Here is a 26,440-nt window from a genome sequence, read left to right on the forward strand (position 1 = left end):
CTACTGGCCCTGGCCCGGCGCCTGGTCGATGTTCTGTGGGCGTTGTTGCGTGACGGCCGAGAATTCAGCATCGACAACCCGGCTTCGGTTGCAGTTGCTGCTTGACACTGTCATTGAGAGTCCTTCCGTATCGAGGTGTGTGGACCTCGGACACGGTGCATCGCGTCGCTTGGGACGAACCGGGTGTACTTCTTGGACCGTGCGGGAGTCACCGACATCTCCCCGCCGGGACGACCGGGGATCACACACCGATCACGACAGGGTCACGGGGTGGTCGCAGGCCGCTCGGGACCGGACACACCCCCTCCTACCTGGGGCAAATGCGGAGAATTCGACGTCGTGTCCGATATCGTCGTTGCGAAGCGTCCGTCCCGGCTCGTCCGGAGCATTCGAGAAGGCAGGCCATGCGATCCTCCACCTCAACCACAGGTCGGCATCGCCTCGGCATGGAAAACGGTGTTCACTGCATCCTCATCCCCGAGGTCGCTGCCGCCCTCGCCGAGCACCGGCGGAACTGGTTCACCGCGCTGCTGACGAACGCGCGCCACAGCCACGCCGCGATGCGCAAGCGGGCGACGGCCCTGCCCGCGCAGTGGGCCACTCCCGCCGTGGGGTGAGCTCGCCGTGAGCTGAGCACCTGCCACCGACGACATACGAAGACCGGCCCCCTCCGTTGCGGAGGGGGCCGGTCTCGTCGTGGTCCCGGGAGCCGTTGCGCCGGAGCAACGAGCCCCTGTAGAACGCGGACGGCCCCGCACCGAAATGGTGCGGGGCCGTCCGTGGAACCCTGTGTCAGGCGTTGCCCGACAGCTTCTCGCGCAGAGCGGCGAGCTGGGCGTCGCTCGCGAGCGATCCGCCGCCGGTCTCCGGAGCCGCCTCGGCACCCGACTCGGACGAGTAGTTGCCACCGGACACGCCGGCCGCAGCCTCGGCAGCCTCGTCGGCAGCCATCTTCTCGATCTGAGCGGTGTGCATCTTGTGGCGACGCTCGGCCTCCGCGTAGCGGGACTCCCACTCCTCACGCTGCTTCTCGTAGCCCTCGAGCCATTCGTTGGTCTCGGGATCGAAGCCCTCGGGGAAGATGTAGTTGCCCTGCTCGTCGTAGCTGTCGGCCATGCCGTACTTCGACGGATCGAACTCGGCGGTGTAGTCCTCGTTCGCCTGCTTCAGCGACAGCGAGATACGACGACGCTCGAGGTCGATGTCGATGACCTTGACCATCGCGTCGTCGCCGACGGCAACGACCTGGTCCGGGACCTCGACGTGGCGCTCGGCCAGCTCGGAGATGTGGACGAGGCCCTCGATGCCCTCCTCGACGCGGACGAACGCGCCGAACGGAACGAGCTTGGTGACCTTGCCCGGCACGATCTGACCGATCGCGTGGGTGCGGGCGAACTGACGCCACGGATCTTCCTGCGTCGCCTTGAGCGACAGGGAGACGCGCTCGCGGTCGAGATCGACGTCGAGAACCTCGACGGTGACCTCGGTGCCGACCTCGACGACCTCGGACGGGTGGTCGATGTGCTTCCAGGACAGCTCGGAGACGTGCACGAGGCCGTCGACACCGCCGAGATCGACGAAGGCGCCGAAGTTGACGATGGAGGACACGACGCCCTTGCGGACCTGGCCCTTCTGGAGCTGGTGCAGGAACTCGCTGCGGACCTCGGACTGGGTCTGCTCGAGCCATGCGCGGCGCGACAGGACCACGTTGTTGCGGTTCTTGTCGAGCTCGATGATCTTGGCCTCGATCTCCTTGCCGACGTACGGCTGGAGGTCGCGGACGCGACGCATCTCGACGAGCGACGCGGGCAGGAAGCCACGCAGGCCGATGTCGAGGATCAGGCCGCCCTTGACGACCTCGATGACGGTGCCCTTGACGGCCTCGTCCTTCTCCTTGAGCTCCTCGATCGTGCCCCAGGCGCGCTCGTACTGAGCACGCTTCTTGGACAGGATCAGGCGGCCTTCCTTGTCCTCCTTGGTGAGAACAAGAGCCTCGACCTCATCGCCCACCGACACGACCTCGTTGGGGTCGACATCGTGCTTGATGGAGAGCTCGCGGGACGGGATGACGCCTTCGGTCTTGTAACCGATGTCGAGCAGCACCTCGTCGCGATCGACCTTGACGATGGTGCCCTCGACGATGTCGCCATCGTTGAAGTACTTGATCGTGGCGTCGATGGCGGCGAGGAAATCCTCGGCGGAGCCGATGTCGTTGACGGCTACCTGCGGCGAGGTGACGGTGGTGGAGGCCATGTGTTGAGTTGCTCCGGACGGGTTGATAGTCGGTTGGTCAAATTCGGTCGGGCACGTGAAACACCCACTGCGATACGGCGATGTGCGAGTCACGGCGAGTTCCTCGCTCGGCCCTGGAGCCGAACTGCGGACACTCGCGATCACCAGGCTACGCGTCTCGAGGGGACCCGGGCAAACCGATATCGGGACCGCTCCCCCGCACCCGATAGGCTCACACACATGTCGGGCTCCGCGAACACCCCTTTTCCAGACCTTTCGGGCGCCCCGGAGGGAACCGACGAGGAGGCCGCGCGCCACGCGGACGCCGAGACGATCCTCGGCGAGACCCGCCCCACCCGGACCCGCCTCGGCTCCCTCGAGAGCGAACGCGCGAACCGGGTGTGGTGGGACGCCGACACCGACGACTACCACCGCACGCACGGCGAGTTCCTCGGCGTGGATTCGACCGCCGGGGAGTTCGTGTGGTGCCCGGAAGGGCTGCACGAGGGCGATGTGCAGTTGCTCGGCCCGGTCGCCGGCCACGACGTCCTCGAACTCGGATGCGGTTCGGCGCCGTGCGCCCGCTGGCTCGCCGGACAGGGTGCCCGCGCGGTCGGTCTGGACATCTCCATGGGGATGCTGCAGCGCGGACGCGCGGCGATGGCCGCCTCCGGTCCGACGGTTCCGCTCGTGCAGGCCGGCGCCGAGAACCTGCCCTTCGCCGACGCAAGCTTCGACATCGTGTGCTCGGCGTTCGGCGCGGTGCCCTTCGTCGCCGATTCCGCCCGGGTGATGCGCGAGGTCGCGCGGGTGCTGCGGCCCGGCGGACGGTGGGTGTTCTCCGTGAACCACCCGATGCGGTGGATCTTCCCCGACGACCCGGGCGAACAAGGCCTGGTCGCGATGTTCCCGTACTTCGACCGGACGCCCTACGTGGAGGTGGACGCGACGGGCCGGGCGACCTACGCCGAACACCACCGCACGGTGGGAGACCGGGTGCGCGAACTGGTCGCCGCCGGCCTCGAGGTCTACGACATCGTCGAACCCGAGTGGCCCGAGCATCTCGACCGCGAATGGGGGCAGTGGAGCCCGCTGCGCGGTTCGATCTTCCCGGGCACCGCCATCTTCTGCAGCCGCAAACCCGCCTGAACCCGACTCACAACAGGCGGGACAGGAACTCCCGGGTCCGGCTCTCCTTCGGGTCGGCCAGCACCTCGCGGGGATCCCCGGCCTCGACGACCACGCCGCCGTCCATGAACACGAGCTGATCGGCGACCTCCCGCGCGAAGCCCATCTCGTGCGTGACGACGACCATCGTCATGCCGCCGTCCGCGAGGTCCCGCATCACCGCGAGCACCTCGCCGACGAGTTCGGGGTCGAGGGCCGAGGTGGGCTCGTCGAACAGCATGAGCTTGGGATCCATGGCGAGTGCGCGGGCGATCGCGACGCGCTGCTGCTGGCCGCCCGACAGCTGCGCGGGATAGGCATCGACCTTGTCGGCCAGCCCCACCCGCGCGAGCAGATCCCGGGCCTTGTCGACCGCCTCGTCGCGCTTGAGCTTCTTCACGAGGATCGGCGCCTCGACGACGTTCTCGAGCACGGTGCGGTGCGGGAACAGGTTGAAGTGCTGGAACACCATGCCGATGTCGCGGCGCTGCTTCGCGGCGGCCCGCGGGTGCAGTTCGTACAGCTTCGAACCCCGCTCGGCGTAGCCGACGAGGTCGCCGTCGACGTACAGGCGACCGGCGTCGACGCGTTCGAGGTGATTGATGCACCGCAGGAAGGTCGACTTGCCCGATCCGGACGGACCGATAAGACAGGTCACCTGGCCGCGCCCCACCTCGAGCGAGATGCCCTCGAGCACCTTGACGGCACCGAAACTCTTGCAGACCCGGTCGGCCCGCACCATCGGCGTGTCGACGGACGTCATATGCGTTCCTCCCCCGGTGCGCCGGGCTTCGGCGTCGGCTTGCCGGCCTCGGTGACCGGTGCGTTCTGTGCGTCGGCGAGTGCCTGCAGCTGGCGGGCGGTGAGCTGCCGGCTCAGGCCCTTCGAGTAGTGCCGTTCGAGGTAGTACTGGCCGATCATGAGCAGGCTGGTGATCGCCAGGTACCAGGTCGCGGCGACGAGCAGCAGCGGGATCGGCTGGAAGTTCGCACCCGAGATGTCGCGGGCCCGGCCGTACAGCTCGAGGCTGTAGGGCACGGCGGCGACCAGCGAGGTGGTCTTGAGCATGCTGATCAACTCGTTGCCGGTGGGCGGGATGATCACCCGCATCGCCTGCGGCAGGACGGTGCGGCGGATGGTCTGCGACCACGACATGCCGAGCGCGGTCGACGCCTCGAGCTGCCCCTCGGGCACGGAGGTGATGCCGGCGCGCACGATCTCCGCCATGTAGGCCGCCTCGTTGAGTGCCAGACCGATGACGGCGAACAGGAACGCCGCGTTCAGGCCCTGCACGTCGATGTGGACGAACTGGTGGACGAACGGGATCCCGAGGTCGATCTGCTTGTAGATCGACGGGAACAGTCCCCACAACACGAGCTGGACGTACACGGGGGTACCCCGGAAGACCCACAGGTACAGCCATGCGACGGAGCGCAGCACGGGATTCGGGGACAGACGCATCACGGCGAGCACCACGCCGAGAACGACGGCGATGGCCATGGCGAGCACCGTCAGCTGGACGGTCTTCCAGGCGGCCGCGGTGATGCGGGCGTCGAACAGGTACTGGGCGTAGATGTCCCAGCGGTACGCCTCGTTGGTGGCCGCTCCCCAGGCGAACAGCCCGAGTGCGATCAGGACGATTGCACCGGAGATCCATCGTCCGGGATGCCGCAGGGGTACTGCGCGTATCGGCTCCGGTTCGTCCGGTCGCGGTTCCGCGGATCTCGCGGACGTGGACTCGCTCATGGTTCCCTTTCTCAGCTCGTCGCGCCGTTGATCTGCGAGGTGGTGATCGCGCCGTCCTCCATGCCCCAGCGCGCGGTGATCTCGTCGTATGCACCGGAGTCGATGAGGTACTGCACCGCCTGCTGCAGTACGGGACCGAACGGCGAACCCTTCGCGACGACGAAGCCGTAGGGCGCGGCGTCGAAGACCTCACCGGCCGGTTCGAGTCGTCCCTCGCTGCGGGCGATGACGTACGCCGTGACCGGTGAGTCGGCGGACAGTGCGTCCACCCGGCCGAGGATCAGGGCGTTGGCGGCCTCGTCCTGGCTGTCGTACTTGACCTTGTCGATGGGCGGCAGTCCGCGGGCGACGCACTCCTCGCTCTTGGCGGGGACCTCCTCGAGGTCCTCGATGGTGGTGGTCTGCACCGCCACCCGCAGGCCGCACGCGTTGTCGGGGTCGACGGATTCACCGGTGCGCTGCGCCCACTGCACCCCGGCGCTGTAGTAGGTGACGAAGTCGACCGATTCCTCGCGTTCCTTCGTGTCGGTGAAGGACGACGAACCCATCTCGAAGGTGCCCGCCTGGACCGCCGGGATGATCCGGTCGAAGTCCGCTTCGTTGAGCACCGCCTCGAGTCCGAGAACGTCGCCGAGGGCCTGGACGAGTTCGACACCGAAACCGACGATGGTGCCGTCGTCGTCCTTGAACTCGTTGGGGGCGTACGGGACGTTCACTCCGACCTCGAGGGTGCCGCCGTCGGCGATGTCGGGCGGCAACCGGCTCGCGATGGCGTCGACCTCGTCGACGGTGACGCGGTCGCCGGGCGGGACGGTCGATTCGGTGTTCACCACGCACCCGGTCGCGAGGGCGAGCACCGCTGCTCCCGCCGCCAGCCTGCTCAGGGTCCGGACGCGACGACGCCCCCACGAGGTCGCGCGGCGGGTGTGCACTGCTCGATTCACAGTCGAACAGTATCCAACCCGGGAGGGGTGCGAATGCAAACCCGAAGCTCAGGCCTCGAGGCGGGCGATGACGGCGGCGGTGAACTCGTCCGTCGACGCGGTGCCACCGAGATCGGCGGTCGCGACACCCGCCGCGACGGTCGCGCGTACCGCGTCCTCGATGGCGCGGGCGGCCGCGGAGAACTCGATGTCCGCGCGCGCACCGACACGGTCGAGAAGCATGGCGGCGGAGAGGATCACCGCGATCGGGTTGGCGCGGCCCTGCCCGGCGATGTCCGGTGCGGCGCCGTGCGCGGCCTGAGCCATGGCCTTGGTGCGCGACGCGTTGATCGACGCCGCGGTGCCGAGCGAGCCGGACAGTTCGGCGGCGAGATCGGACAGGATGTCGCCGAACATGTTCTCCGTCACGATCACGTCGAACTCGGCGCCGCGGCGGACGAGCAGCGCGGCCATCGCGTCGACGTGCTGGTCGTCGACGGTGACGCTCGGGTAGAGACGACCCACTTCCTGGCACACGTCCCGGAACAGGCCGGTCGTGCGGGCGAGCACGTTGGCCTTGTGCACGATGGTCACGCGCTTGCGGCGACGGGACGCGAGGTCGAAGGCGGTGTGCGCGATGCGTTCACAGGCCGCGCGGGTGATCACTCCGACCGCGAGTGCGATGTCGGGTGTGGGCATGAACTCGCCGCTGCCGACGGCCATGTTCCGGTCGGCGTAGAAACCCTCGGTGTTCTCCCGGACGACGACGAGATCCATCTTCGGTGACACCGACGCCGCTCCCGGCAGTGCGCACGCGGGCCGGATGTTCGCGTACAGGTCGAAGTGCTTGCGGATCCGTCCGCCGGGTGTGAGCTGCCCCCGGAACTCCGGTGGGTACGAGGCGCTGTCGTGCGGGCCGAGGATCCACGCGTCGAGTTCGGTGAGGGTGTCGAGGGTGACCTGCGGCAGAGGGCTGCCGTGCGTCTCGATCGCGGAGGCGCCGACGGGCAGCGGCACCCACTCGACTGCGACCCCGGCTGCCGCGACGGCGGTGTCGACGATCCTGCGGGTCGCCGGCACGATCTCGGGACCGATGCCGTCCCCCTCGAGAAGTCCGATGCGGTGGCTCTGAAGCGTTGCGGTGTCGTCGGTCACCCGGTCATCATTGCCTACCGTGGTCCAGTCGGTGGAACTCCTCCTCGACGCCCCGCTCGACGCGGCGGTGCGCGACGAGTGGACGCGGCTGCTCGACGCCGGTCTGCACAGTCAGGGACGGGTCCGTTCCGAATCCAACCGTCCGCACGTGACGCTGTTCGTAGCCCATGCCGTACCGGACGAACTCGAGGACGCGTTGCGGGCCGCCATCACGGTCCGGCGGCTCACCCTCCGGCTCGGTGGCGTGGTGATCTTCGGTGGCCGGTACGCGACGCTCGCCCGGACGGTCGTGCCGTCGATCGAACTGCTCGAACTCCAGGCGCGGGTGTTCGAGGTGCTTTCGGACTGCCCCGGGATCCCCGCGCACATCCGGCCCGGTGAGTGGACGCCGCACGTCACCCTCGCACGGCGGGTGCCGGCCGCGCGCGTCGGTGCGGCGGTCCTGGCGGCGCAGACGCCGGAGCGGCAGCTGACCGGGTCGAGTGCGGGTGTGCGGCGATGGGACGGCGAGGCCAAGCGGGAGTGGCTGCTCACCTGAGCAGGGGGCGGCGGGCGGTTCAGAAGCGGTAGTCGCCGAACTGCGTCACTTCCATATGGGTGTCGGGCGTGCGTCCGGTGAGGGCCAGCACGTCGAGGAGGAGGAAGACCGCCAGAAGTAGGAGGACCAGCAGGATCATGCTTCGAGCCTGCCGTGCCGGAAACCCACCCGACAGTGGCAGAGCCGTCGGAGAACATCGATTTTCTGCCACTGCGGTGTCACACTGGATGCCGTGTCCGGAACACCTGGAACCGCCGGCCGGCTCGAGAAGGTGGTCGTCCCCGTCCTCCCCTACGTCGAGACCTTCGAACTCGGCGTGGCGTGCGAGGTGTTCGGGTTCGACCGCTCCGACGACGGCCTGCCCACCTACGACTTCCACCTCGTCGCCGCGACCTCCGATCCGGTGCGCACCCGCTTCGGCTACACCATCGAGGTGCCGCACACGCTCGATCTCCTCGACGACGCCGACCTGATCCTGCTGCCGGCAGTGAACAGCGAGGGCATCGCACTCGACGACGAGCGCCTCGAACCGTTGTTCGCGAAGCTGCGCGCCGCCGTCGACCGCGGCGCGCGGGTGGCGAGCATGTGCACCGGGGCGTTCATCCTCGGCGCGGCCGGGTTGCTCGACGGACGTCGCTGCACGACCCACTGGATGCACGCCGACCGTCTCGCCCGGACGTATCCGACGGCGCAGGTCGACCGGGACGTGCTCTACGTCGACGACCATCCGGTCCTCACCGCCGCAGGCACCGCGGCCGGCATCGACCTGTGCCTGCACATCGTCCGCTCCGCCCAGGGAGCCCAGGTCGCCAACACGATCGCCCGGCGCATGGTGGTGCCACCGCACCGCGACGGTGGGCAGGCCCAGTACGTCGCGATGCCGCTGCCCGAATGCAAGGACGAGTCGCTCGCACCGTTGCTCGACTGGATGAGCGAGCACCTCGACCGGGAACTCCCTGTGGCCGCACTGGCGCAGAAGGCGCACATGTCGGCGCGGACCTTCGCGCGGCGTTTCGTCGCCGAGGTCGGGGTCACGCCCGCGCGCTGGCTCCGCGACCAGCGGGTCCTGGCCGCGCAGCGCCTGCTCGAGGAGACCGACCTCCCGATCGACGTGGTGGCCGACCGCGTCGGCTTCGGCACCGCTGCGGTGCTTCGCCAGCATTTCCTGCGCCTGCGGCAGACCACTCCGCAGGCCTACCGACGGACCTTCCGGCGGTCCGTCGAACCCGCCGGCGTGGGACGCCCCGAGCGGATCGGCGTGGGACACCACGGGCCCGCCGGTGTGGGACACCACGAACCGGCCGGCGTGTGACGTATCCCTCGATCGACACGTCCCGACGGCACCCCCGGAGCGGGCGCGTCACGTAGCGTGGCGGAAGGAACCCCGTCACGCCGCGTGGCGGAGGGAACGAACGGGAAGAAACAACGGCGGCCGGATGTTGGACCCGTCGACACGCCCGACCGAAAGGATTTCCGTGGCAACCAAGGCTCTCACCCAGCAGGACTTCGACGAGGTCGTCACGAGCAACGACATCGTGCTCGTGGACTTCTGGGCCGACTGGTGCGGTCCCTGCAAGCAGTTCGCCCCCACCTTCGAAGCATCGTCGGACAAGCACCCCGACGTCGTGCACGCGAAGGTCGACACCGAGGCCGAGCAGGCCATCGCGGCGGCGGCGAACATCCGCTCGATCCCCACGATCATGGCGTTCCGCGAAGGAATCCTCGTCTACAACCAGGCCGGCGCTCTTCCGCCCGCCGCTCTCGAGGATCTCGTCTCGCAGGTCAAGAACCTCGACATGGACGATGTACGCAAGCAGATCGCGGAGGCTCGCGCCGAGCAGGGCTGACCCACTCGCGTCGACGGCACCCGTCCCCGGTGTTCCGGGGGCGGGCGCCGTCGTCTGTACAGCTCCGTGTACTTGCCGCCGGTGTGCCTGCGACTCAGTGCGCTGCGGCGTCCCAGCTGCGGCCGTAACCGACCGAGACCTCGAGCGGCACCGACAGCTCGATGACGGAGTCCATCTTGTCGCGCACGAGCGCCTCGACCTGTTCGCGCTCGGCCTCGACCACTTCGAGCACGAGTTCGTCGTGCACCTGCAGCAGCATCCGCGACCGTAGTCCGGCCTCGTTCAGGGCCTTCTGCACGTCGATCATCGCGACCTTGATGATGTCGGCGGCCGTGCCCTGGATGGGGGCGTTGAGCGCAGCGCGCTCGGCGATCTCCCGGCGCTGCCGGTTGTCGCTGTTGAGGTCGGGCAGGTACCGGCGGCGGCCGTAGAGGGTGGACGTGTAGCCGACTTTGCGGGCCTCCTCGACCACGTTGTAGAGGTAGTCGCGCACGCCGCCGAAGCGGGTGAAGTAGGCCTCCATCTGCTCGCGGGCCTCGTCGGTGGAGATCTTCAGCTGCTGGGCGAGTCCGTAGGCGCTCAATCCGTAGGCGAGACCGTAGGACATCGCCTTGACGCGGCGACGCAGCTCGGGGGTGACCTCCTCGAGCGGCAGCCCGAACGCCCGCGACGCCACGAAGGTGTGCAGGTCCTCACCCGTACGGAAGGCCTCGATGAGCCCCTCGTCGGCCGACAGGTGCGCCATGATGCGCATCTCGATCTGGCTGTAGTCGGCGGTGAGCAGCACGTCGAAACCGTCGCCCACCACGAAACCGTCGCGGATCCGGCGACCGGCCTCGGTCCGCACCGGGATGTTCTGCAGATTCGGCTCGGTCGACGAGAGCCGGCCCGTCGCCGCGACGGTCTGGTTGAAGGTGGTGTGGATGCGACCGTCGTCGGCGATGGACTTGATGAGCCCGTCGACGGTGGTCTTCATCTTGGTGTGCTCGCGGTGCGCGAGGAGGTGTTCGAGGAAGGGGTGGCCCGTCTTGTCGAACAGGTTCTGCAGGGCGTCGGCGTCGGTGGTGTAGCCGGTCTTGGTCTTCTTCGTCTTCGGCATCTCGAGCTCGTCGAAGAGCACCACCTGCAGCTGCTTCGGCGAACCGAGATTGATCTGCTTGCCGATCACCTCGTAGGCGGCGTTCGCGGCGGCGGCGACCTGGGCCGCGAATTCGGACTGCAGGTCGTGCAGGTGCGTCGAGTCGACGGCGATGCCGGTGGCCTCGAGATCGGCGAGGACCTCGAGCAGCGGCAGTTCCATTTCGGTGAGCAGGCGCACCGACTCGATCTCGCCGAGTTCGGTGTCGAGGGCCGCGGCGAGGTCGACGACGGCGCGCGCCGCGAGGATCTGCGCCTCGGCCGCCTGCGCGTCGGCGGCGTCCTCGTCGTCGAGCAACGAGAGTTGTTGCGCACCGGTGTCTTCCACCCGCAACTCACGCTTGAGGTAGCGCAGCGACAGGTCGTCGAGCTTGAACGAGCGCTGGCCGGGCCGCACCAGATAGGCGGCGAGCGCGGTGTCGCTGGTGATGCCGGCGAGCGTCCAGCCGCGCCCGCGCAGCGCGTGGATGGCGAACTTCGCCTCGTGCACGGCCTTCTCCACGGCGGGGTTCGCGAGCCACGCGGCGAGGGCGTTCTCGTCCTCGGGCGTGAGCGCCACCGTGCTCACATAGGCGCCCTCACCGTCGGCCCCGGCGACGGCGATCGCGGTCGCGTCGCCTCCGTAGGGGGTGCCGGTGCCCACCACGGCGAGACCGTGACGTCGACCCGCCGGGGCGTGTTCGGCGAGCCAGTCGCCGAGGGCACCCGGCTCGACGATCCCGCCGCGCACCTCGAAGCCCTCCTCGGCCTCGGGCTCGGCCGACGAGAGCGTCTCGAACAACCGGTCGCGCAGCACCTTGAACTCGAGATCGTCGAACAGGCGGTGGATACGGTCGCGGTCCCACGGGGCGAGGGCGAGCTGTTCGGGGGTGTACGGCACGGCCACGTCGCGCACCATCTCGGTGAGCTGGCGGTTGAGCAGCACGTTGGACAGGTTCTCGCGCAGCGCGTCGCCGGTCTTGCCGCGCACCTCGTCGACGCGGTCGACGAGTCCGCTCAGGCTTCCGTACTCGCGGATCCATTTCGCGGCGGTCTTCTCGCCGACGCCGGGGATGCCGGGCAGGTTGTCGCTCGGGTCGCCGCGCAGCGCCGCGAAGTCCGGATACTGCGCGGGGGTGAGCCCGTACTTCTCCTCCACCGCCTCGGGGGTGAAGCGCGTCAGGTCGGAGACGCCGCGCCGCGGATACAGCACCGTGATGTCGCCGTTGACGAGTTGGAGCGCGTCGCGGTCGCCCGTCACCACGAGCACCCGGAAGCCCTGGGCGTGCGCCTGTGTCGCGAGCGTGGCGATGATGTCGTCGGCTTCGTAGCCCTCGATCGCCATCACCGGGATCCCCATCGCGCCGAGGACGTCCTTGGTGAGGTCGATCTGACCCTTGAAGTCGTCGGGTGCGGCGCTGCGCTGGGCCTTGTAGGCGGCGAACAGTTCGGCGCGGAAGGTCTTGCGGCTGACGTCGAATGCCGCCGCGACGTGCGTGGGCTGCTCGTCGCGCAGCAGGTTGATGAGCATGGAGGTGAACCCGTAGACCGCGTTCGTGGTCTGCCCGCTGTGGGTCTTGAAGTTCTCGGCGGGCAGCGCGTAGAACGCGCGGAACGCGAGGGAATGGCCGTCGAGGAGCAGCAGGGTCGGGCGGTCGTCGGAGGCCGCGGTGGACGTCGCGGAAGTGGATGCACGGGTCACGCGTGCCAGTCTAGGGACCGAGGACGACAGCGTCGGCCACACCGCCCGACCAGTGCCTCTCCGGTATGTGCGAACACTCGTTGTCCGAAGAAACGAGACCGAAACGTCCGGGTGATCCAATTTTTCCCGTGGACGTGCGATCCAGCCGCTAGAGTCCCCTGTCACGACACCGTAGTCCGGCGTCATCGCAGTTGACGATGATGCCCCGGGCACAGTGCCGCGCTCGATGACAGCGCACCAACCGGGAGGACCTACGTGGCCCCTACCTCGGGATGTCGGCGACGACCGACCTCGACCCTCCACCGATCGGTCCGCGCCGCACTCGTCACGCTCGCGAGTGTCCTGTTCGTCCTCGTCGGCGCCGGCCTCGCCTCCGCCCAGGATCCACCGGACCCACCCTCACCGCCCGCGAACACGGCACCGGCCGCACCCGACGAGGAGTCCGCGGAGGGGGTGACCGTCCGCGGAACGCTCAACAATGCCGGCGAGCGACTCGACGGTGTCGTCGTCCGTGCGACCACCGAGGGCGGCGAGGTGGTCGCGGAAACCGAATCGGCCGACGGTGGGCGCTGGGAGCTCACCGTTCCGCCGGGTACCTACGTCTTCGAGGTCGACACCGAGAGCCTGCCCGACGACGTCACCGTCCAGACCTCGGTGACCCGCGACGTGGCGCCGGGGCGGGCGAACACCGTGATCTTCTCGTTCGGGGAGGCGCGCACCGGGTCGACGGTGGCGTGGGGCGAGACGCTGGTGCGCACCATCGTCGACGGTCTGCGGTTCGGTCTGGTCATCGCGATCGCCGGAGTGGGCCTGAGCCTCATCTTCGGCACGACGGGGCTGACGAACTTCGCCCACGGCGAGCTGGTGACCCTCGGCGCGGTTGCGGCCTGGATCTTCAACGTCACCCTCGGTGTCCAGCTGATACCGGCGACGATCCTGGCGGTGATCGTCGGCATCGTCATCGGCCTGCTCAACAACGCACTCATCTGGGCGCCGCTCCGGCGCCGCCGCACCGGCCTGATCGCCCAACTCGTGGTGTCGATCGGGCTCGCGATCTCGTTGCGCTATCTCATCCTGGCCTTCTACTCCGACCGCACCCAGCCGTTCGACGACTACCAGGCACAACAGCAGCTCGTGTGGGGGCCGATCGCGATCACCCCGGTCAATCTCGCATGCATCGTGATCAGCCTGGTGGTGCTCGTCGGCGTCGCCCTGCTGCTGCAGCGCACCCGGATCGGGAAGGCGATGCGCGCCGTGGCCGACAACCGCGACCTCGCGGCGTCGTCGGGGATCGACGTCGAACACGTCATCCGGTTCGTATGGGGGCTCGGTGGTGGGCTCGCCGCGCTCGGTGGCGTGCTGTTCGGCCTGTCGGAGCTCGGTGGACGCGTGCAGTGGGAGATGGGATTCAAGCTGCTCCTGTTGATGTTCGCCGGCATCATCCTCGGCGGCCTCGGCACCGCCTACGGCGCGCTGGTCGGCTGCGTCGTGGTGGGTCTGCTGGTCCAGCTGTCCACCCTCGTCATCAATCCGGACCTGAAGTACATCGGCGGTCTGCTCGTCCTCATCGTCATCCTGGTCATCCGCCCCCAGGGCATCCTCGGCAGTCGGACAAGGATCGGGTGACCCATGGATATCGTTGCGGTACTCCAGGTTTCCTTCGCCCAGCTCATAGGCCCGTCGGCGATCTTCTACGCGCTGCTCGCGATCGGCCTGAACCTGCACTACGGCTACGCCGGTCTGCTGAACTTCGGCCAGATCGGGTTCGCGCTGCTGGGCGGTTACGGAGTGGGCATCATGACCGTCACCTACGACCAGCCGTTGTGGGTGGGCATCCTCGTCGGCCTCGCACTGGCAGGTCTGCTCGCGCTCGTCCTCGGCATCCCCACCCTGCGGTTGCGGGCCGACTATCTCGCCATCGCGACGATCGCCGCGGCGGAGATCCTGCGGCTGGTGTTCCGCTCGACCGCGTCCGACTCGGTGACCGGATCCACCCGCGGCCTGTGGGGATTCGCCGACCCGTTCACCTCGCTGAGCCCGTTCGATTCGAGTCGCCAGTACAACCTGCTCGGCATGCGGTTCTACGGCGACGACCTGTGGGCGATGGTCGTCGGCTGGACGCTCGTGCTGTTGCTGTGCGGACTGGTCTACCTCCTCTCCCACAGCCCGTGGGGGCGGGTCCTCGAGGCGGTGCGCGAGGACGAGGACGCCGCCCGCGCGCTCGGCAAGAACGTCTTCGCCTACAAGATGCAGGCCCTGGTGCTCGGCGGCATGATCGGCGGTCTCGGCGGCATCTTCAACGCCCTGCAGACCAAGTCGATCAACCCCGACTTCTACTCGACCGCGCAGACCTTCTTCGCGTTCGGCGCACTGATCCTCGGGGGTGCGGGAACGGTCTTCGGACCGGTGCTCGGCGCCATGGTGTTCTGGTTCCTGCTCACCCTCCCGGACGCCTTCCTCCGCCAGGCGATCGCCGGACCCGACCCGCTGCTCCCCCTCACCGAACAGCAGGTCGGCGCGATGCGGTACGTGCTGCTCGGCATCCTCATCGCGGCGATGATGGTCTTCCGGCCACAAGGCATCCTGGGAAGCAAGCGGAAGGTGCAACTCGATGCCTGACACGATCCGACCCGACCCGACACCGCCGCGCACGGTCCTCGGCGCGGACGAACGCGCCGCACTGTTCGCCGGCGTGGACCGCACTCCCGGCGCCGCCAAACCCGACCCGCTCCTCGTCGTCGACGATCTGTGCCGCACGTTCGGAGGCCTCAAAGCCGTGGACGTGGCCCACCTCGAGATCCAGCGCTCGTGCATCACCGGCCTGATCGGTCCGAACGGCGCCGGCAAGACCACCCTGTTCAATCTCCTCACGGGCTTCGACCGGCCCGACACCGGCACCTGGGCGATGGACGGCGTCCCGCTCGGCCGGCTCCATCCCCATCAGGTGGCGCGGCGCGGGATCGTGCGCACCTTCCAGCTCACCAAGGCGCTGTCGAAGATGACGGTCCTCGACAACGTCCGTCTCGGCGCCCGGCACCAGACGGGCGAGCGCATGGTCGGTGCACTGCTGCCGTGGACATGGCGCCGGCAGGAACGCGAGATCACCGAGCGCGCATACGAACTGCTCGACCGCTTCGGTCTGGCCGCGAAGTCCGACGACTTCGCCGGTTCACTGTCCGGCGGTCAACGCAAACTGCTCGAGATGGCCCGTGCCCTGATGACCGAACCGACCGTCGTCATGCTCGACGAGCCGATGGCCGGTGTCAATCCGGCGCTCACCCAGAATCTGCTGGGACACATCAAGACCCTGCGCGACGACGGGACGACGGTGGTGTTCGTCGAGCACGACATGGACGTCATCCGCGACATCTCCGACTGGGTGGTGGTGATGGCACAGGGTTCGGTGATCGCGGAAGCACCGCCGGACGCGCTGTCGTCCGATCCCGCCGTGGTCGACGCCTATCTCGGCAGTCACCACGACCAGGCACTCGAGTTCGACGACGAGGGCAACCCCGTGGGTGCGACTGCCGAACTCGCCGACGCCCTCGCGGACGCGGAAGCGCAGACCCTCGAGGCCGGAGGCGACCTGTCCGATCCCGATGCGACGTCGACGGACGCGACGGCCACGACACTGGAGAAGCCGTGAGCGACAACATCACTCCTGTGCCCACCGGGACGACGCCGGCGGAACGTGCCGCGACCCCGGAAGAACATGCCCGCCTCGCGACCGGCGCCCTCCTGCGCGCCGACGATCTCGTGGCCGGTTACTTCCCCGGCGTCGACATCCTGCGCGGCTGCAATTTCTACCTGCGCGACGGTGAGATCGTGGGCATCATCGGCCCGAACGGAGCCGGCAAGTCGACCCAGCTCAAGGCGCTGTTCGGCCTCATCCCCATCCGCAGCGGTACCGTCACGCTCGGCGGGGACGCGATCACCTCGGCGCCCGCGCACATCCTGGTGCGCAAGGGTATCGGCTACGTGCCGCAGACGCAGAACGTGTTCCCCTCACTGACCATCGAGGAGAACCTCGAGATGGGAATCTATCTGCGCCCGAAGGACTTCGAGAAGCAGTTCGAGCGGGTGGCGTCGTTGTTCCCCTTACTGGCCGAGCGCCGGAAGGTCAAGGCGGGGGCGCTCTCCGGTGGGGAGCGGCAGATGGTCGCGATGGGCCGCGCACTGATGATGGAGCCGTCGGTGCTGCTCCTCGACGAGCCGTCCGCGGGACTGTCGCCGATGTTCCAGGACGAGGTCTTCATCCGCTGCAAGAAGATCAACGCGGCGGGGGTGTCGATCATCATGGTCGAGCAGAATGCTCGTCGCTGCCTGCAGATCTGCGATCGCGGATACGTCCTCGACCAGGGCCGCAACGCGTACACCGACACCGGCAGCAATCTCATGCACGACCCGAAGGTCGTGGAACTGTATCTCGGTACCCTCGCCGGCAGCCGGGAGAAGCGGAAGGGGTGACCGCCCACCGGCGATCACCCCTTCGCTCACGACCTGCGGGTCACTCCCCCACCACGATGTAGTCCTCGGTGGTCAGGGTGTTGTCGGGGCCGAACACGAGTCGGCCGTACGAGCCCACGCCGGGTTCGCCCGCGTCCACGAAGGTGAGTTCGCCGGTGGCACCGTCGTAGTCGATGTCCTGATCCGCGCGGAGAAGGTCGAGGCACTGCTGGTAGCTGGTGCACTTCTCCCCGTCACGGGTCACCGAGTTGATGTTCGCGGCGATGTCCACCCCGGCGGTCGACCCTGCCTGTTCCGCCGCCAGCGCCGAGACGATCACGGCGTCGTAGGACTCACCGGCGTAGTTGAAGTCGATCAGGCCCGGGTCGACGCCGAGCAGTCGCTGCTGGAACTCCTCGCCGGTGTCGGTCAGCGGCGTGGTGCCGGCCATGCCGTCGAGCAGCCCTTCGGCGACGTTCTCGCCCAGCGCGTTCCCCATGTTGCCGTCGACGCCGAAGACCGCCATGCCGTCGGACGGGCCGATGCCCACCTCGTGCATGCGGGTGATGATCTTCGCCGACTCCTCGAAGCCGATGAGCGCCACGGCATCCGGTGCGAAGTTGGCCACCTGGTCGACCTCCGCGTTGAACGACTGCGCGTTGGGGTCGTAGATGATCTTCTGGATCTGGTCCTCCGGGATACCGGCGTCGACGAGGTTGTTCACGGTGTTCTCGGCGAGACCGGTGCCGTACGGGTCGTTCAGCGCCAGGATCGACACGCGCTGCGCCCCGTCCTCGGCGATCAGCTGCGCAAGGGCCTGCGCCTGGAGCACGTCGGTCGGGGCGGTGCGGAAGTACAACCCGCGGTCGGCGTAGCAGACGAACTGGTCGGAGGTGTTCGCCGGCGAGAACTGCACCACACCGGCACTGACGATCTTGTCGATCACCTTGAGCGAGACCGACGACGAGGCGGCACCGACGATCACCTGGGTGCCGTTGGCGAGATGCCGATCGACGGTGGTGTTCGCGGTGTCGGTCGTCGTGTCCCCGGAATCGCCCGGGAACAGTTCGACCGGCTGGTCGAGAACGCCGCCCGCGGCGTTGATGTCGTCGACGGCGAGCCGGACGGCAGCGACCTCCGGCGGTCCGAGGAAAGCGAGACTGCCGGTCTCGGGGAGAATCGTGCCGATCTTCAGCGGTCCCGTGGCGGGAGTCGCCCCTGCTGTGGCCTGCTGTGGTTCGCAGTCGGTCTCGACGGTCGTCGCAGCCGCCGACCCCTCGTCACCGGCCGACGTACCGGATGCCGAATCGTCGCTGTCCGAACCACACCCGGCGAGGGCGAGCGTCGCAGCACCGAGTACCGCTACGGCGCGGACCAGAGTCCGTCTTGCCATTCAACTCTCCTTCGAACGCCTGACACCGCATCCGGCGGATTCCGGATGTGGTCGAAACATAGCGGTCCGAAGCACCCCGCGAACCGGGCCGAAATCCTTGTGATACGACCGTTATCTGCAGGGCGGAGATTTGATGTGGCGGTAACGCGACGGGACGCCGTGAGCACGCGAAACCGGTTCGCGCGCCTAGCCGGAGGTGTCGTCTCCGAGGGTCTCGAGGACGACCACCGCGACCTGTTTCATGGTGGTGCGGCGGTCCATGGCGGCGCGCTGGATCCAGCGGAACGCCTCCGGTTCGGTCATGGCGTGCTTCTCCATGAGCAGTCCCTTGGCCCGGTCGACGAGCTTTCGGGTCTCGAAGCGCTCGTTGAGCCCCTGCACCTCGCGTTCGAGCTCGCGCAGCTCGGAGAAGCGGCTGACGGCCACCTCGATGGCGGGCACGAGATCGCTCTTCGAGAACGGCTTGACGAGATAGGCCATGGCACCTGCATCGCGGGCGCGTTCGACGAGTTCGCGCTGACTGAAGGCTGTGAGAATAACCACAGGGGCGATACGACGCTGCGCGATCTCGGAGGCGGCGTCGATGCCGTCGCGGCGCGGCATCTTGACGTCCATGATCACCAGGTCGGGCCGGAGCTCCTCGGCGAGTTCGACGGCACGCTGCCCGTCGCCGGCCTCGCCGACCACTTCGTAGCCCTCCTCGCGCAGCATCTCGACGAGATCGAGCCTGATCAGGGCCTCGTCTTCCGCTACGACGACCCGACGAGGAGTTGGTGTGCTGTCGTGCGGCGCGGAGGTCATGGTCGGGCCTTCCCCTCGGTACTGGCGGTCCCCGGTGCAGGGTGGAACGTAAGAAGGGTACCGGTGCGCGCCCGCTTCGCCCGATCCTCTACAGTGGTGTCCGCAACGCCCCCGTATCCCAATTGGCAGAGGAAACGGATTCAAAACCCGTCCAGTGTGAGTTCGAGTCTCACCGGGGGCACCACTTTTCGGCTCACGCCACACGGTCGGAGCACGCGTTCCGCATCCCGCCGATTCCCGCTCCGCTGTCGTAATGTTCCGGCGTGAGCATCTGGGTTCCTGTCGTCGTTGCACTCGTCACCGGGGTGGTGTCGTGGGCCGTCGTGCGCCTGTCACGCGAGCTGTCCCGCCGAAACCTCCGGACCCGGATCGCAGCCGATCTGGCCATCTACAACGGACTCGGCGACGAATTCCGGAAGCGTCCCCTGCGGGAGAGCGTCGACGCCCGGCTGTGGCAGCTCGCGGCCCAGTCGATGCCGTTGGCGCCGGGATCGCGCCCGAAACCCCGGATCCGCAGGATCCTGGCACTGATCGCAGTGGTACTCGTCGCCGTCGGAGCGCTCGTCTTCCTCGAACTCGTCCTGGGCATCCGGGAGGACGACTCGGCCCGGATGGCGCTCGCGCTGCTGGCCGGCGCCGTGGTCGGGTTCTCGATACCCGGTCTGTCCGCCGATCCGGCGGAGTTGCAGGAGCGGCAGCTCATCCGGGCGTTGCGGGAGCGACGGGCCATGGAGCAGCTGCAGAACGGGCAGAGTTCCTCCACCGGCACTCCCCCGGACCTGGCGGAGACCGCGTAGCTACGATTCTCCGGGTGACCGGTTACGACGAGTTCGACATGTTCGGGGGCCTCGACCCCGCGTCCCTGCCGCTGCGCCAGCAGCAGATCCTGGCCGCGATCCGCGACTGGATCGTCGCGGAGGGGTCGTCGCCGAGCACCCGGCAGATCGCCGAATCGGTGGGTCTGCGGTCGACGTCGACGGTCTCGAAGCATCTGAAGAGCCTCGAGGACAAGGGTTTCCTCCGCCGCGGCACCGGTGTGGCCCGACAGCTCGACGTGCGCCCCTTCCTCGGCGCCTCCGGTGGTGAACGGGCGTCCGACGACACCGTGACCGTGCCGGTCGTGGGCGACATCGCCGCGGGCGCACCGATTCTCGCCGAGGAGCACACCGACGACATGCTCACGCTCCCCCGCGATCTGGTCGGCTCCGGCACCGTCTTCGCACTGCGCGTGCGCGGTGACTCGATGGTCGACGCGGCGATCTGCGACGGCGACACCGTGGTGGTGCGGCGCCAGCACGAGGCCCATTCCGGTCAGATCGTCGCGGCGATGATCGACGGCGAGGCGACTGTCAAGGTGTATCGGCGCCGAGGCGGCCACGTCCACCTCGAACCGCGGAACTCCGCCTATCCCGTCCTCGACGGCGACGAGGCGGTGGTGCTGGGCACCGTGGTGTCCGTCATGCGCCGCATCTGATCCCGGTCGGGATCAGCCGCAGATCGGATCGGTGACGACCGGCGGGAGCCCGTCGAGGAGGTCCTGCGCGGGCGGCCCGAGAAGCGGATCGCCGGCGAGCCAGCCCAGCGGCGGGCAGTCCTGCAGAGAAGGGCCGGTCTCCGGTGCGGGCGGGGCCCCTTCGGTGAACGCGCCGAGGACGTGCTCGGAGAGCTGTCCTGCCGATCCGTAGGTCGACGCCGCGACCGAGAAATCGGGACCGAACGAGGCGGAGGCGTGGAACGAGCGGTCGTCGCTCCATCCCCACTTCGTGCCGATGACGCCGGCGATCAGGGCCGTGCCGTAGTCCTGCGGGTAGCCGTCGGCCGCGGTGTCGTATGCGGTGGCCATCGCGGCGAGCACCGGCGAACCGGGATCGGTGCGCTTCTTCGTCTCGAGATAGGTGACCATGTCGTGCGTCGACGTGGTGCCCACACCCCAGTAGCCGGGCACGTGGGTGTCGGTGAGCCCGAACTCCGCCGCGGTCGACGAGATCGCCTGCGGGTACTTCGCGTGCAGGCGGTCGGCGATCGCATCGTTCGACGACCGGATCATCTCGGTCGCGTCGGCGTGGTCCGCGGGGTCGCCGTAGGTGAGGACGTACTCGGCCAGATACATCTTGACGATCGACACACCGGCGCGGGACTCGTGTTCGTTCGCGGTGCCGGCGCGCAGCCCGGTCGGGGTGTGCGCGAACGAGATCTGGGTACTGCTCGGAGCAGCGATCGCGCCGGTGTCGTCCACGATCGGCGCGGGCACTGCGGAGGCGATGTGACCGCCGAGGGCGGTGAGGGTGGCTACGGCGAGGGCTGTCGCAATCGGGCGCATGCGGGCGGTTACCCCGAACCGGACGCACCGTAACGGCCGCGACCTGCACCCGGCCGTTCCTGTCGGTGCTCGCCTCTACAGTTCGGCCGTCCGGGGATCGCTCCGGACCCAGCGACACGAAACGGATCCACAATGTCGATGCCTGCCACTCCGCCCACTCGTCGACCGTGCCGGCCGTCCGTCCCGGTGCGGCCCGCTCGCGGACCGAGCGCCCGGGTGATCGCGTGCCGGACGACGATCCCCTTCGGGCGCGACAACGACGGCACGCCCGTCTCGTGGGATCTGTCCGCCGGCCGACATCTCCTGATCCGACGCGACGAGCGCCGCTCGTCACCCAGTGTGTCGCTCGACCTGATCGCGATGACGACACTGACCGGCGGCACTCATGACCTGGTGGTCGTCGATCCGCACCGTCGTCATCGCTGGCTCGGTGGATCCGCCTCACTTCCCACGGGACCGTGTTGCTGGGCCACCACCGCCGACCAGATCACCGGCGTGGTCGCCGAACTCGACTCCCCGGTCGTCGGGCCGCCGCGCGTGCTGCTCGTCGCCGACCTCGCCGCGACGGTCGCGGCACTCGACGACGAGGGGCGCACCCGGCTCGCCCGGGTCGCCGTGGACGCGCGCGAACACCAGTTGCTGCTAGTCGCCACCACCGCCGACACGAATCCCCGCTGGTATCCCGAGGGGCTGATCGACGCGTTCGACGACATCGTCGCGCGACGGCACGAGGAGAGACCGTCCTTCGGCCTCCGATGATCGCTCGATCGGCCGAGGGAGTACTCGATCGACACCCGGCAGTACTCGATCGACACCCGGCAGTGCTCGATCGACGCCGAAAAAACAGATCGAACCGCCGCGATTGGCGCATTCGTCCTGGGGTGGTTCTTCGTCGTCCAACGCGCCGCCGGTTTCATCACCGATCCCGAGGGGACCCTCCGGACTCGGACGCACGCGATCAACCCTGATCACGCGGTGTTTCGACGAGACCTTCCCGGATCCGTTCCGTCCACGCGTCGACGTCGACCCAGTCCCGGGCATCGCCGTAGTGTCCGCCCATCAGCCGGAAGACGATCCGCCCGATTCCGGCCCAGTCGCCCGAAGCGATGACACCGGCGAAGAAACGGTGATCACGCACGTCGGCGACCGAACGGAGGTTCTGCACCGCCCGAGGTTCCGGGGTGACCCGCCGCAGATATGCGGCCACCCGGGGCGAGAGGATCGTGCTGGTCGCTCCGACCGACGAGACGGAGAACGCCCACACCGGTCGTCCTACCGGCTCGGCGCATAGCCGATGGATCGCATCGGAAGCCTCGGGGAGCCACTGGCCGTTGTGGATCGCACTTCCGACGACCAGCGCCTCGTACGTTCGCACCGACGCGATATCGCCGAGCGCGCGGAGTTCCACGGCACCGCGGCTTTCCAGTCCCGCAGCGATGCGTTCGGCGATTCCCCGCGTCGACCCTCGGGCGGTCGCGTAGCCGATCAGGACGGACATGGCGGAGCCTTTCGGCAGTGGGTGACGGCGCCGGGTGCAGTCTCCAGTGTGAGGAGCGGCGTGCGCGGCACACGAGAGTCTTCGGTCACTTCCTGCGGGCAGGTCGGGACCGTCGACTCTTGTGCGACCGACCGGTCCGAGCGTGTACTGGCAGGGTCCCGAAACGGCAGGATCCCGGAAACAGCAGTGTCCCGAAACGGCCGTGCCCGCAGCTCGGACAGGCACCGAGGTGATCGTGATGACAGCACACCACCCCATCGTCGCCGGAGTGGACGGATCGAGAGCGTCCCTGCAGGCCGTGGGCTGGGCAGCTCGCGAAGCGGAACGTCGCCGGCTCCCGTTGTCGTTGGTCACCATAGTGTCGGTCCGCAACACCTTCGGTGTCCCGATCGGCATGCCCGCAGGATTCTTCGAGCAGGAGGAGTCCGAGGGACGCGACATGCTCCTCGACGCCGCCGAATACGCGCGCCGCGCGGCGCCCGATGGTGAGCTGGACATCGAGACCCACCTGTGCACCGGTTCCCCGTCGCTCGAACTGGTGGACCGGTCGAAGTCGGCGTCGATGGTGGTGGTCGGAGCCGGAGACAACCGGTTCGGCTGGGAGCGATTCGGTTCGGTCAGCCGAGCGGTGGTGACGCACACGCACGCCCCTGCCGTGGTGGTCCGCAAACTGCCGCACGTCGACGTCAACGACATCTCCGGTCCTGTGGTCGTCGGCGTCGACGGTTCGGAGCACAGTGTGCGCGCGGTGTCCGCGGCGTTCGAGGAGGCTTCGCTGCGCGGCACCGACGTGGTGGCCGTCCACGCGTGGTCGGACCTCGATGTGCGCGGCCCGTTCCGATTCCGGATCGACTGGGACAGCGTGGAGAACAAGGAGCGGGCGTTGTTGTCGGAGAGTCTCGCCGGGCACGGCGAGGCGTTCCCGGATGTGCGGGTGTACCCGGTGGTGGTGCTGGACCAGCCCTCCCACTATCTTGCGTCGCACGCTGCCGATGCGCAGTTGCTCGTTCTCGGCCGTCGCGGTCGAGGCGGGTTTCCGAGCCTGATGCTGGGATCCACCACATGGGCGCTGCTGCACACGGTGACCTGCCCCGTGATGGTCGTCCCGTAGTGCGCGACCTACAGTCGGCGCTGATCCCCGCCGGTCACGTCCCGTCGCTCCGGGCGCGGTCGAGCAGGATGCGTTGTTCCGCTCGCGCCACCGTCCGTCTCGTCTGCGCCGCGGCGTCGGGCGCGACCGACACGGAGGTGATACCGCGCCGGACGAGATGTTCCGCGAGTTCGGTGCTCGTCGACACGGCCTGACCGCACAGCGACGTCGTCAGTCCCGCGGCCGAGGCCCGCTCGATGATGTGATCGATCGCGTCGAGCACTGCCGGATCGAGGGTGTCGAACAGGTCCTTGCACACCTCCGAGTCCCGGTCCACCCCGAGCATCAACTGCGTGAGGTCGTTGGTTCCGATGGACACGCCGTGGATGCCGAGCTTCGCGTATTCCGGCAACCAGTAGACGACCGACGGGACCTCGGCCATGATCCAGCGCTGCATGCGCTGGTCGGAGCCGAGCGGATGCCGGTCGAGTTGAGCGAGGCAGTCCCGCAGTTCCCAGCGGGTGCGCACGAACGGGATCATCAGGTGCACGTTCGGGTACGTGATCCGAACCCGGTGCAGCACATCGAGATCGAGCAGGAACAGTTCCGGATCCCGGATGTACCGGAAGCATCCGCGGTAACCGATCATCGGGTTCTCTTCGTGGGGTTCGACCTCACCGCCCTCGAGATCGGCGAATTCGTTGCTGCGCAGGTCGATCGCGCGGTACACGACCGGACGCGGTGCGAACGCCGCCGCGATCCGCGCGAGGCCGGCTGCCATCTTCTCCACGTACTCGTTGCGACGACCCTGCGCGATCATGTGCGAGGGGTGTTCGCCCGCGAGCGCTTCGGTGATCATGAACTCGGCACGGAGCAGACCGACGCCGTCGACGTCCGTCGCGGCGACCGCCTCCGCGGCATCCGGAGTCGCGAGATTGACGTAGACCGCTGTGGCCGTGACGGTTTCGGCAGCCACAGCCGAGGTCGCAGGTGCGGATGCCGTCCCGGCGGTGCGCCCCACGGTGTGGACCGCCCCGTCGAACACCACCCCCGCGTTGCCGTCCACGGTGATCAGTTGCCCGTCGTGCAGATCCTCGGTGGCGGTACGTGCACCGACCACGACGGGCTTGCCGAGTTCGCGTCCGACGATGGCTGCGTGGCAGGTGATGCCACCGCCGTCGGTGACGATGCCACCGGCGCGGCGCAGGATCGGCAGCCAGTCGGGTCTGGTCATCGGTGCCACGATGATCTCACCGTCGCCGAGTTTCTTCCCGTCGACGAGTTCGTGCAGCACCCGCACGCGGCCGGTCGTCGTCCCGGGGCCCGCACCGAGACCGGTCAGCAGCGGTCGCGCCTCGCCGTTGCCGGACGGAGCGGGAACCGACGGTCGATCGAGTGTGGTGATCGGGCGGGTCTGCACGATCCACAGCTCGTCGTCCGCGAACGCGAACTCGAGGTCCTGGGGGTGCCCGTAGTGTTCTTCGACTCCGGCCGCCAGGCGTGCGACGCGCAGGAGCTGCTCGTCGTCGAGGACCCGGGTGCGGCGCGTGGGGTCGACGGCGACGCGACTGTCCCCGCTGTCGGTGGAGGTGATGCGGAATTCCTGATGACCGAGGTGCACGTCGAGCACCTCGAAACCGTCCTTCGCCACGACGTAGGTGTCGGGTTCGACCTGTCCGCCGACGACGACCTCACCGAGACCGAGCGCTGCTTCGACGACGATGCGATCGAGTTCGCCCGTGCGCGGGTCGGCCGTGAACGCGACACCCGACGACTCGGACTTCACCATCACCTGGACCACCACGGCGATGGACGGTTCGTCGGTCACCCCGCGCAGCCCTCGGTAGGTGCGGGCACGTTCGGACCACAGTGAGGCCCAGCACGCCTGCACCGCGCGGATCACCGCGTCGGCACCGATGATGTTCGTGTAGGACTCGTGGATCCCGGCGAACGACGTGTCGGAGGCGTCCTCCGCAGGAGCGGACGACCGCACCGCGACCGGCACATCGGGACCGAGACTCTCGTAGGCGGAGACGATCGCCGCGCACATCTTGTCCGGGACGGTCGAACCCGTCACCAGAGCGGCGAGTTCGGCGGAGGTGCGTATCAGGGTGGCGTCGTCGATGTCGGGGGCGGGTACCGCCTCGGCCGCCAACCGGGATCGGACGCCGGCCGCCGCCATGGCGTCGAGATAGGCGTCGGTGGTGACGGCGAAGGCCGGCGGTACCGGAAAGCCTGCGCGGGTGAGTTCTCCGAGGTTCGCAGACTTGCCACCGACCGTCGGTGCGTCGGCGGCACCCACCTCCGCGATCGGTCGGACCCACAGTTCGTGTTCGGTCATCGACGACTCCCCACACTCCCGCCCCGCATCGACCTTTCGGGCCGGATCGGTTACTCGGTCTTCCCATCGTCGCCCCGGCCCGATCGATACCGTAGGGGCAAAGGTCATCATTCCGGGACGGGGAC

24 protein-coding genes and 1 tRNA gene are annotated in these 26,440 nt (G+C 68.4%); 14 read left to right on the top strand and 11 right to left on the bottom strand.

What is annotated here, in order from left to right; genetic code table 11:
• Window positions 1-404: 404 nt before the first annotated feature.
• A complete protein-coding gene (locus B9C99_RS14660; protein WP_016934979.1) occupies window positions 405-617 on the top strand; it encodes a hypothetical protein in 213 nt (70 codons plus the stop codon).
• Between the two features lie 175 nt (window positions 618-792).
• On the opposite strand, the gene rpsA is transcribed toward B9C99_RS14660, so the two are convergent.
• Complete coding sequence (rpsA, locus tag B9C99_RS14665) at window positions 793-2,253, bottom strand: 30S ribosomal protein S1 (RefSeq protein ID WP_016691436.1); 1,461 nt, start codon at window positions 2,251-2,253, stop codon at window positions 793-795.
• Window positions 2,254-2,472: 219 nt separating this feature from the next.
• Here rpsA and B9C99_RS14670 point away from each other — a divergent pair, with 219 nt between their 5' ends.
• Window positions 2,473-3,381, top strand: coding sequence for a class I SAM-dependent methyltransferase (locus B9C99_RS14670; protein ID WP_016691437.1), 909 nt, complete (start codon window positions 2,473-2,475; stop codon window positions 3,379-3,381).
• Window positions 3,382-3,388: 7 nt separating this feature from the next.
• On the opposite strand, the gene B9C99_RS14675 is transcribed toward B9C99_RS14670, so the two are convergent.
• The 4 genes from B9C99_RS14675 to B9C99_RS14690 all read right to left on the bottom strand — a co-directional run bounded on the left by B9C99_RS14675 (window position 3,389) and on the right by B9C99_RS14690 (window position 7,223).
• Window positions 3,389-4,162, bottom strand: a complete 774-nt coding sequence (locus tag B9C99_RS14675) for an amino acid ABC transporter ATP-binding protein (protein WP_088898379.1) — start codon at window positions 4,160-4,162, stop codon at window positions 3,389-3,391.
• Complete coding sequence (locus B9C99_RS14680) at window positions 4,159-5,145, bottom strand: amino acid ABC transporter permease (protein ID WP_016691439.1); 987 nt, start codon at window positions 5,143-5,145, stop codon at window positions 4,159-4,161. The genes B9C99_RS14675 and B9C99_RS14680 overlap by 4 nt, the downstream gene beginning before the upstream one ends.
• 11 nt (window positions 5,146-5,156) lie before the next feature.
• Window positions 5,157-6,029 (bottom strand): ABC transporter substrate-binding protein, encoded by an 873-nt coding sequence (locus B9C99_RS14685; protein WP_253250090.1) that lies wholly within the window; start codon window positions 6,027-6,029, stop codon window positions 5,157-5,159.
• 108 nt (window positions 6,030-6,137) lie between these two features.
• Window positions 6,138-7,223, bottom strand: a complete 1,086-nt coding sequence (locus tag B9C99_RS14690) for an isocitrate/isopropylmalate dehydrogenase family protein (RefSeq protein WP_088898381.1) — start codon at window positions 7,221-7,223, stop codon at window positions 6,138-6,140.
• A gap of 19 nt (window positions 7,224-7,242) precedes the next feature.
• Here B9C99_RS14690 and B9C99_RS14695 point away from each other — a divergent pair, with 19 nt between their 5' ends.
• From B9C99_RS14695 to trxA, 3 genes are all read left to right on the top strand, one after another.
• Window positions 7,243-7,761, top strand: a complete 519-nt coding sequence (locus B9C99_RS14695) for a 2'-5' RNA ligase family protein (protein WP_016691442.1) — start codon at window positions 7,243-7,245, stop codon at window positions 7,759-7,761.
• A 232-nt stretch (window positions 7,762-7,993) separates the two neighbouring features.
• Window positions 7,994-9,073: a GlxA family transcriptional regulator gene (locus B9C99_RS14700; protein WP_088898382.1), complete on the top strand. Its 1,080-nt coding sequence runs from the start codon at window positions 7,994-7,996 to the stop codon at window positions 9,071-9,073.
• Between the two features lie 163 nt (window positions 9,074-9,236).
• Window positions 9,237-9,608, top strand: coding sequence for a thioredoxin (gene trxA, locus B9C99_RS14705; protein ID WP_016691445.1), 372 nt, complete (start codon window positions 9,237-9,239; stop codon window positions 9,606-9,608).
• A 94-nt stretch (window positions 9,609-9,702) separates the two neighbouring features.
• Here trxA and polA read toward each other — a convergent pair whose 3' ends face one another.
• Complete coding sequence (polA, locus tag B9C99_RS14710) at window positions 9,703-12,426, bottom strand: DNA polymerase I (protein ID WP_088898383.1); 2,724 nt, start codon at window positions 12,424-12,426, stop codon at window positions 9,703-9,705.
• Between the two features lie 255 nt (window positions 12,427-12,681).
• Here polA and B9C99_RS14715 point away from each other — a divergent pair, with 255 nt between their 5' ends.
• Genes B9C99_RS14715 through B9C99_RS14730 form a run of 4 tightly spaced genes read left to right on the top strand, consistent with a single transcriptional unit; the run spans window position 12,682 to window position 16,893 of the window.
• A complete protein-coding gene (locus B9C99_RS14715; RefSeq protein WP_088898384.1) occupies window positions 12,682-14,052 on the top strand; it encodes a branched-chain amino acid ABC transporter permease in 1,371 nt (456 codons plus the stop codon).
• Between the two features lie 3 nt (window positions 14,053-14,055).
• On the top strand, window positions 14,056-15,045 hold the full coding sequence (locus B9C99_RS14720; RefSeq protein WP_088898385.1) for a branched-chain amino acid ABC transporter permease: 990 nt from the start codon (window positions 14,056-14,058) through the stop codon (window positions 15,043-15,045).
• Entirely contained in the window at window positions 15,038-16,072 is a 1,035-nt protein-coding gene (locus B9C99_RS14725; RefSeq protein WP_088898386.1) for an ABC transporter ATP-binding protein, read from the top strand. Before B9C99_RS14720 ends, B9C99_RS14725 begins: the two co-directional genes overlap by 8 nt.
• Window positions 16,069-16,893, top strand: coding sequence for an ABC transporter ATP-binding protein (locus B9C99_RS14730; protein ID WP_088898387.1), 825 nt, complete (start codon window positions 16,069-16,071; stop codon window positions 16,891-16,893). The genes B9C99_RS14725 and B9C99_RS14730 overlap by 4 nt, the downstream gene beginning before the upstream one ends.
• 40 nt (window positions 16,894-16,933) lie before the next feature.
• On the opposite strand, the gene B9C99_RS14735 is transcribed toward B9C99_RS14730, so the two are convergent.
• Window positions 16,934-18,265 (bottom strand): ABC transporter substrate-binding protein, encoded by a 1,332-nt coding sequence (locus B9C99_RS14735; protein WP_016691451.1) that lies wholly within the window; start codon window positions 18,263-18,265, stop codon window positions 16,934-16,936.
• A 186-nt stretch (window positions 18,266-18,451) separates the two neighbouring features.
• On the bottom strand, window positions 18,452-19,066 hold the full coding sequence (locus B9C99_RS14740; RefSeq protein ID WP_016691452.1) for an ANTAR domain-containing response regulator: 615 nt from the start codon (window positions 19,064-19,066) through the stop codon (window positions 18,452-18,454).
• A gap of 107 nt (window positions 19,067-19,173) precedes the next feature.
• Here B9C99_RS14740 and B9C99_RS14745 point away from each other — a divergent pair.
• From B9C99_RS14745 to lexA, 3 genes are all read left to right on the top strand, one after another.
• Window positions 19,174-19,250, top strand: a tRNA-Leu gene (locus tag B9C99_RS14745).
• 79 nt (window positions 19,251-19,329) lie between these two features.
• The gene (locus B9C99_RS14750) at window positions 19,330-19,863 is read left to right on the top strand and encodes a hypothetical protein (RefSeq protein ID WP_088898388.1); all 534 of its coding nucleotides are present in this window, start codon (window positions 19,330-19,332) and stop codon (window positions 19,861-19,863) included.
• Between the two features lie 14 nt (window positions 19,864-19,877).
• The gene (lexA, locus tag B9C99_RS14755) at window positions 19,878-20,540 is read left to right on the top strand and encodes a transcriptional repressor LexA (RefSeq protein ID WP_016695902.1); all 663 of its coding nucleotides are present in this window, start codon (window positions 19,878-19,880) and stop codon (window positions 20,538-20,540) included.
• Window positions 20,541-20,552: 12 nt separating this feature from the next.
• Here lexA and B9C99_RS14760 read toward each other — a convergent pair whose 3' ends face one another.
• The gene (locus B9C99_RS14760; RefSeq protein WP_088898389.1) at window positions 20,553-21,386 is read right to left on the bottom strand and encodes a hypothetical protein; all 834 of its coding nucleotides are present in this window, start codon (window positions 21,384-21,386) and stop codon (window positions 20,553-20,555) included.
• Window positions 21,387-21,524: 138 nt separating this feature from the next.
• On the opposite strand from B9C99_RS14760, the gene B9C99_RS14765 reads away from it, so the two are divergent.
• Window positions 21,525-22,145 (top strand): hypothetical protein, encoded by a 621-nt coding sequence (locus B9C99_RS14765; RefSeq protein ID WP_253250085.1) that lies wholly within the window; start codon window positions 21,525-21,527, stop codon window positions 22,143-22,145.
• A 199-nt stretch (window positions 22,146-22,344) separates the two neighbouring features.
• On the opposite strand, the gene B9C99_RS14770 is transcribed toward B9C99_RS14765, so the two are convergent.
• Window positions 22,345-22,884, bottom strand: coding sequence for a flavodoxin domain-containing protein (locus B9C99_RS14770; protein ID WP_088898391.1), 540 nt, complete (start codon window positions 22,882-22,884; stop codon window positions 22,345-22,347).
• A gap of 238 nt (window positions 22,885-23,122) precedes the next feature.
• Here B9C99_RS14770 and B9C99_RS14775 point away from each other — a divergent pair, with 238 nt between their 5' ends.
• Window positions 23,123-23,995 (top strand): universal stress protein, encoded by an 873-nt coding sequence (locus B9C99_RS14775; RefSeq protein ID WP_172414964.1) that lies wholly within the window; start codon window positions 23,123-23,125, stop codon window positions 23,993-23,995.
• A gap of 34 nt (window positions 23,996-24,029) precedes the next feature.
• On the opposite strand, the gene ppsA is transcribed toward B9C99_RS14775, so the two are convergent.
• Window positions 24,030-26,315, bottom strand: coding sequence for a phosphoenolpyruvate synthase (gene ppsA / locus B9C99_RS14780; protein WP_088898392.1), 2,286 nt, complete (start codon window positions 26,313-26,315; stop codon window positions 24,030-24,032).
• Window positions 26,316-26,440 lie beyond the last annotated feature (125 nt).

Source organism: Rhodococcus sp. BUPNP1, from assembly GCF_002215235.1.
Taxonomy (GTDB): domain Bacteria; phylum Actinomycetota; class Actinomycetes; order Mycobacteriales; family Mycobacteriaceae; genus Rhodococcus.

Excerpts from the sequence above, each read along its gene's own strand:
- B9C99_RS14660 (WP_016934979.1), top strand. The coding sequence starts at position 405 with ATGCGATCCTCCACCTCAACCACAGGTCGGCATCGCCTCGGCATGGAA.
- B9C99_RS14770 (WP_088898391.1), bottom strand. The coding sequence starts at position 22,884 with ATGTCCGTCCTGATCGGCTACGCGACCGCCCGAGGGTCGACGCGGGGA.
- B9C99_RS14670 (WP_016691437.1), top strand. The coding sequence starts at position 2,473 with ATGTCGGGCTCCGCGAACACCCCTTTTCCAGACCTTTCGGGCGCCCCG.
- B9C99_RS14775 (WP_172414964.1), top strand. The coding sequence starts at position 23,123 with ATGACAGCACACCACCCCATCGTCGCCGGAGTGGACGGATCGAGAGCG.
- B9C99_RS14765 (WP_253250085.1), top strand. The coding sequence starts at position 21,525 with ATGCCTGCCACTCCGCCCACTCGTCGACCGTGCCGGCCGTCCGTCCCG.
- B9C99_RS14675 (WP_088898379.1), bottom strand. The coding sequence starts at position 4,162 with ATGACGTCCGTCGACACGCCGATGGTGCGGGCCGACCGGGTCTGCAAG.
- B9C99_RS14735 (WP_016691451.1), bottom strand. The coding sequence starts at position 18,265 with ATGGCAAGACGGACTCTGGTCCGCGCCGTAGCGGTACTCGGTGCTGCG.
- B9C99_RS14680 (WP_016691439.1), bottom strand. The coding sequence starts at position 5,145 with ATGAGCGAGTCCACGTCCGCGAGATCCGCGGAACCGCGACCGGACGAA.
- B9C99_RS14720 (WP_088898385.1), top strand. The coding sequence starts at position 14,056 with ATGGATATCGTTGCGGTACTCCAGGTTTCCTTCGCCCAGCTCATAGGC.
- rpsA (WP_016691436.1), bottom strand. The coding sequence starts at position 2,253 with ATGGCCTCCACCACCGTCACCTCGCCGCAGGTAGCCGTCAACGACATC.
- B9C99_RS14760 (WP_088898389.1), bottom strand. The coding sequence starts at position 21,386 with ATGCGCCCGATTGCGACAGCCCTCGCCGTAGCCACCCTCACCGCCCTC.
- B9C99_RS14725 (WP_088898386.1), top strand. The coding sequence starts at position 15,038 with ATGCCTGACACGATCCGACCCGACCCGACACCGCCGCGCACGGTCCTC.
- B9C99_RS14740 (WP_016691452.1), bottom strand. The coding sequence starts at position 19,066 with ATGACCTCCGCGCCGCACGACAGCACACCAACTCCTCGTCGGGTCGTC.
- ppsA (WP_088898392.1), bottom strand. The coding sequence starts at position 26,315 with ATGACCGAACACGAACTGTGGGTCCGACCGATCGCGGAGGTGGGTGCC.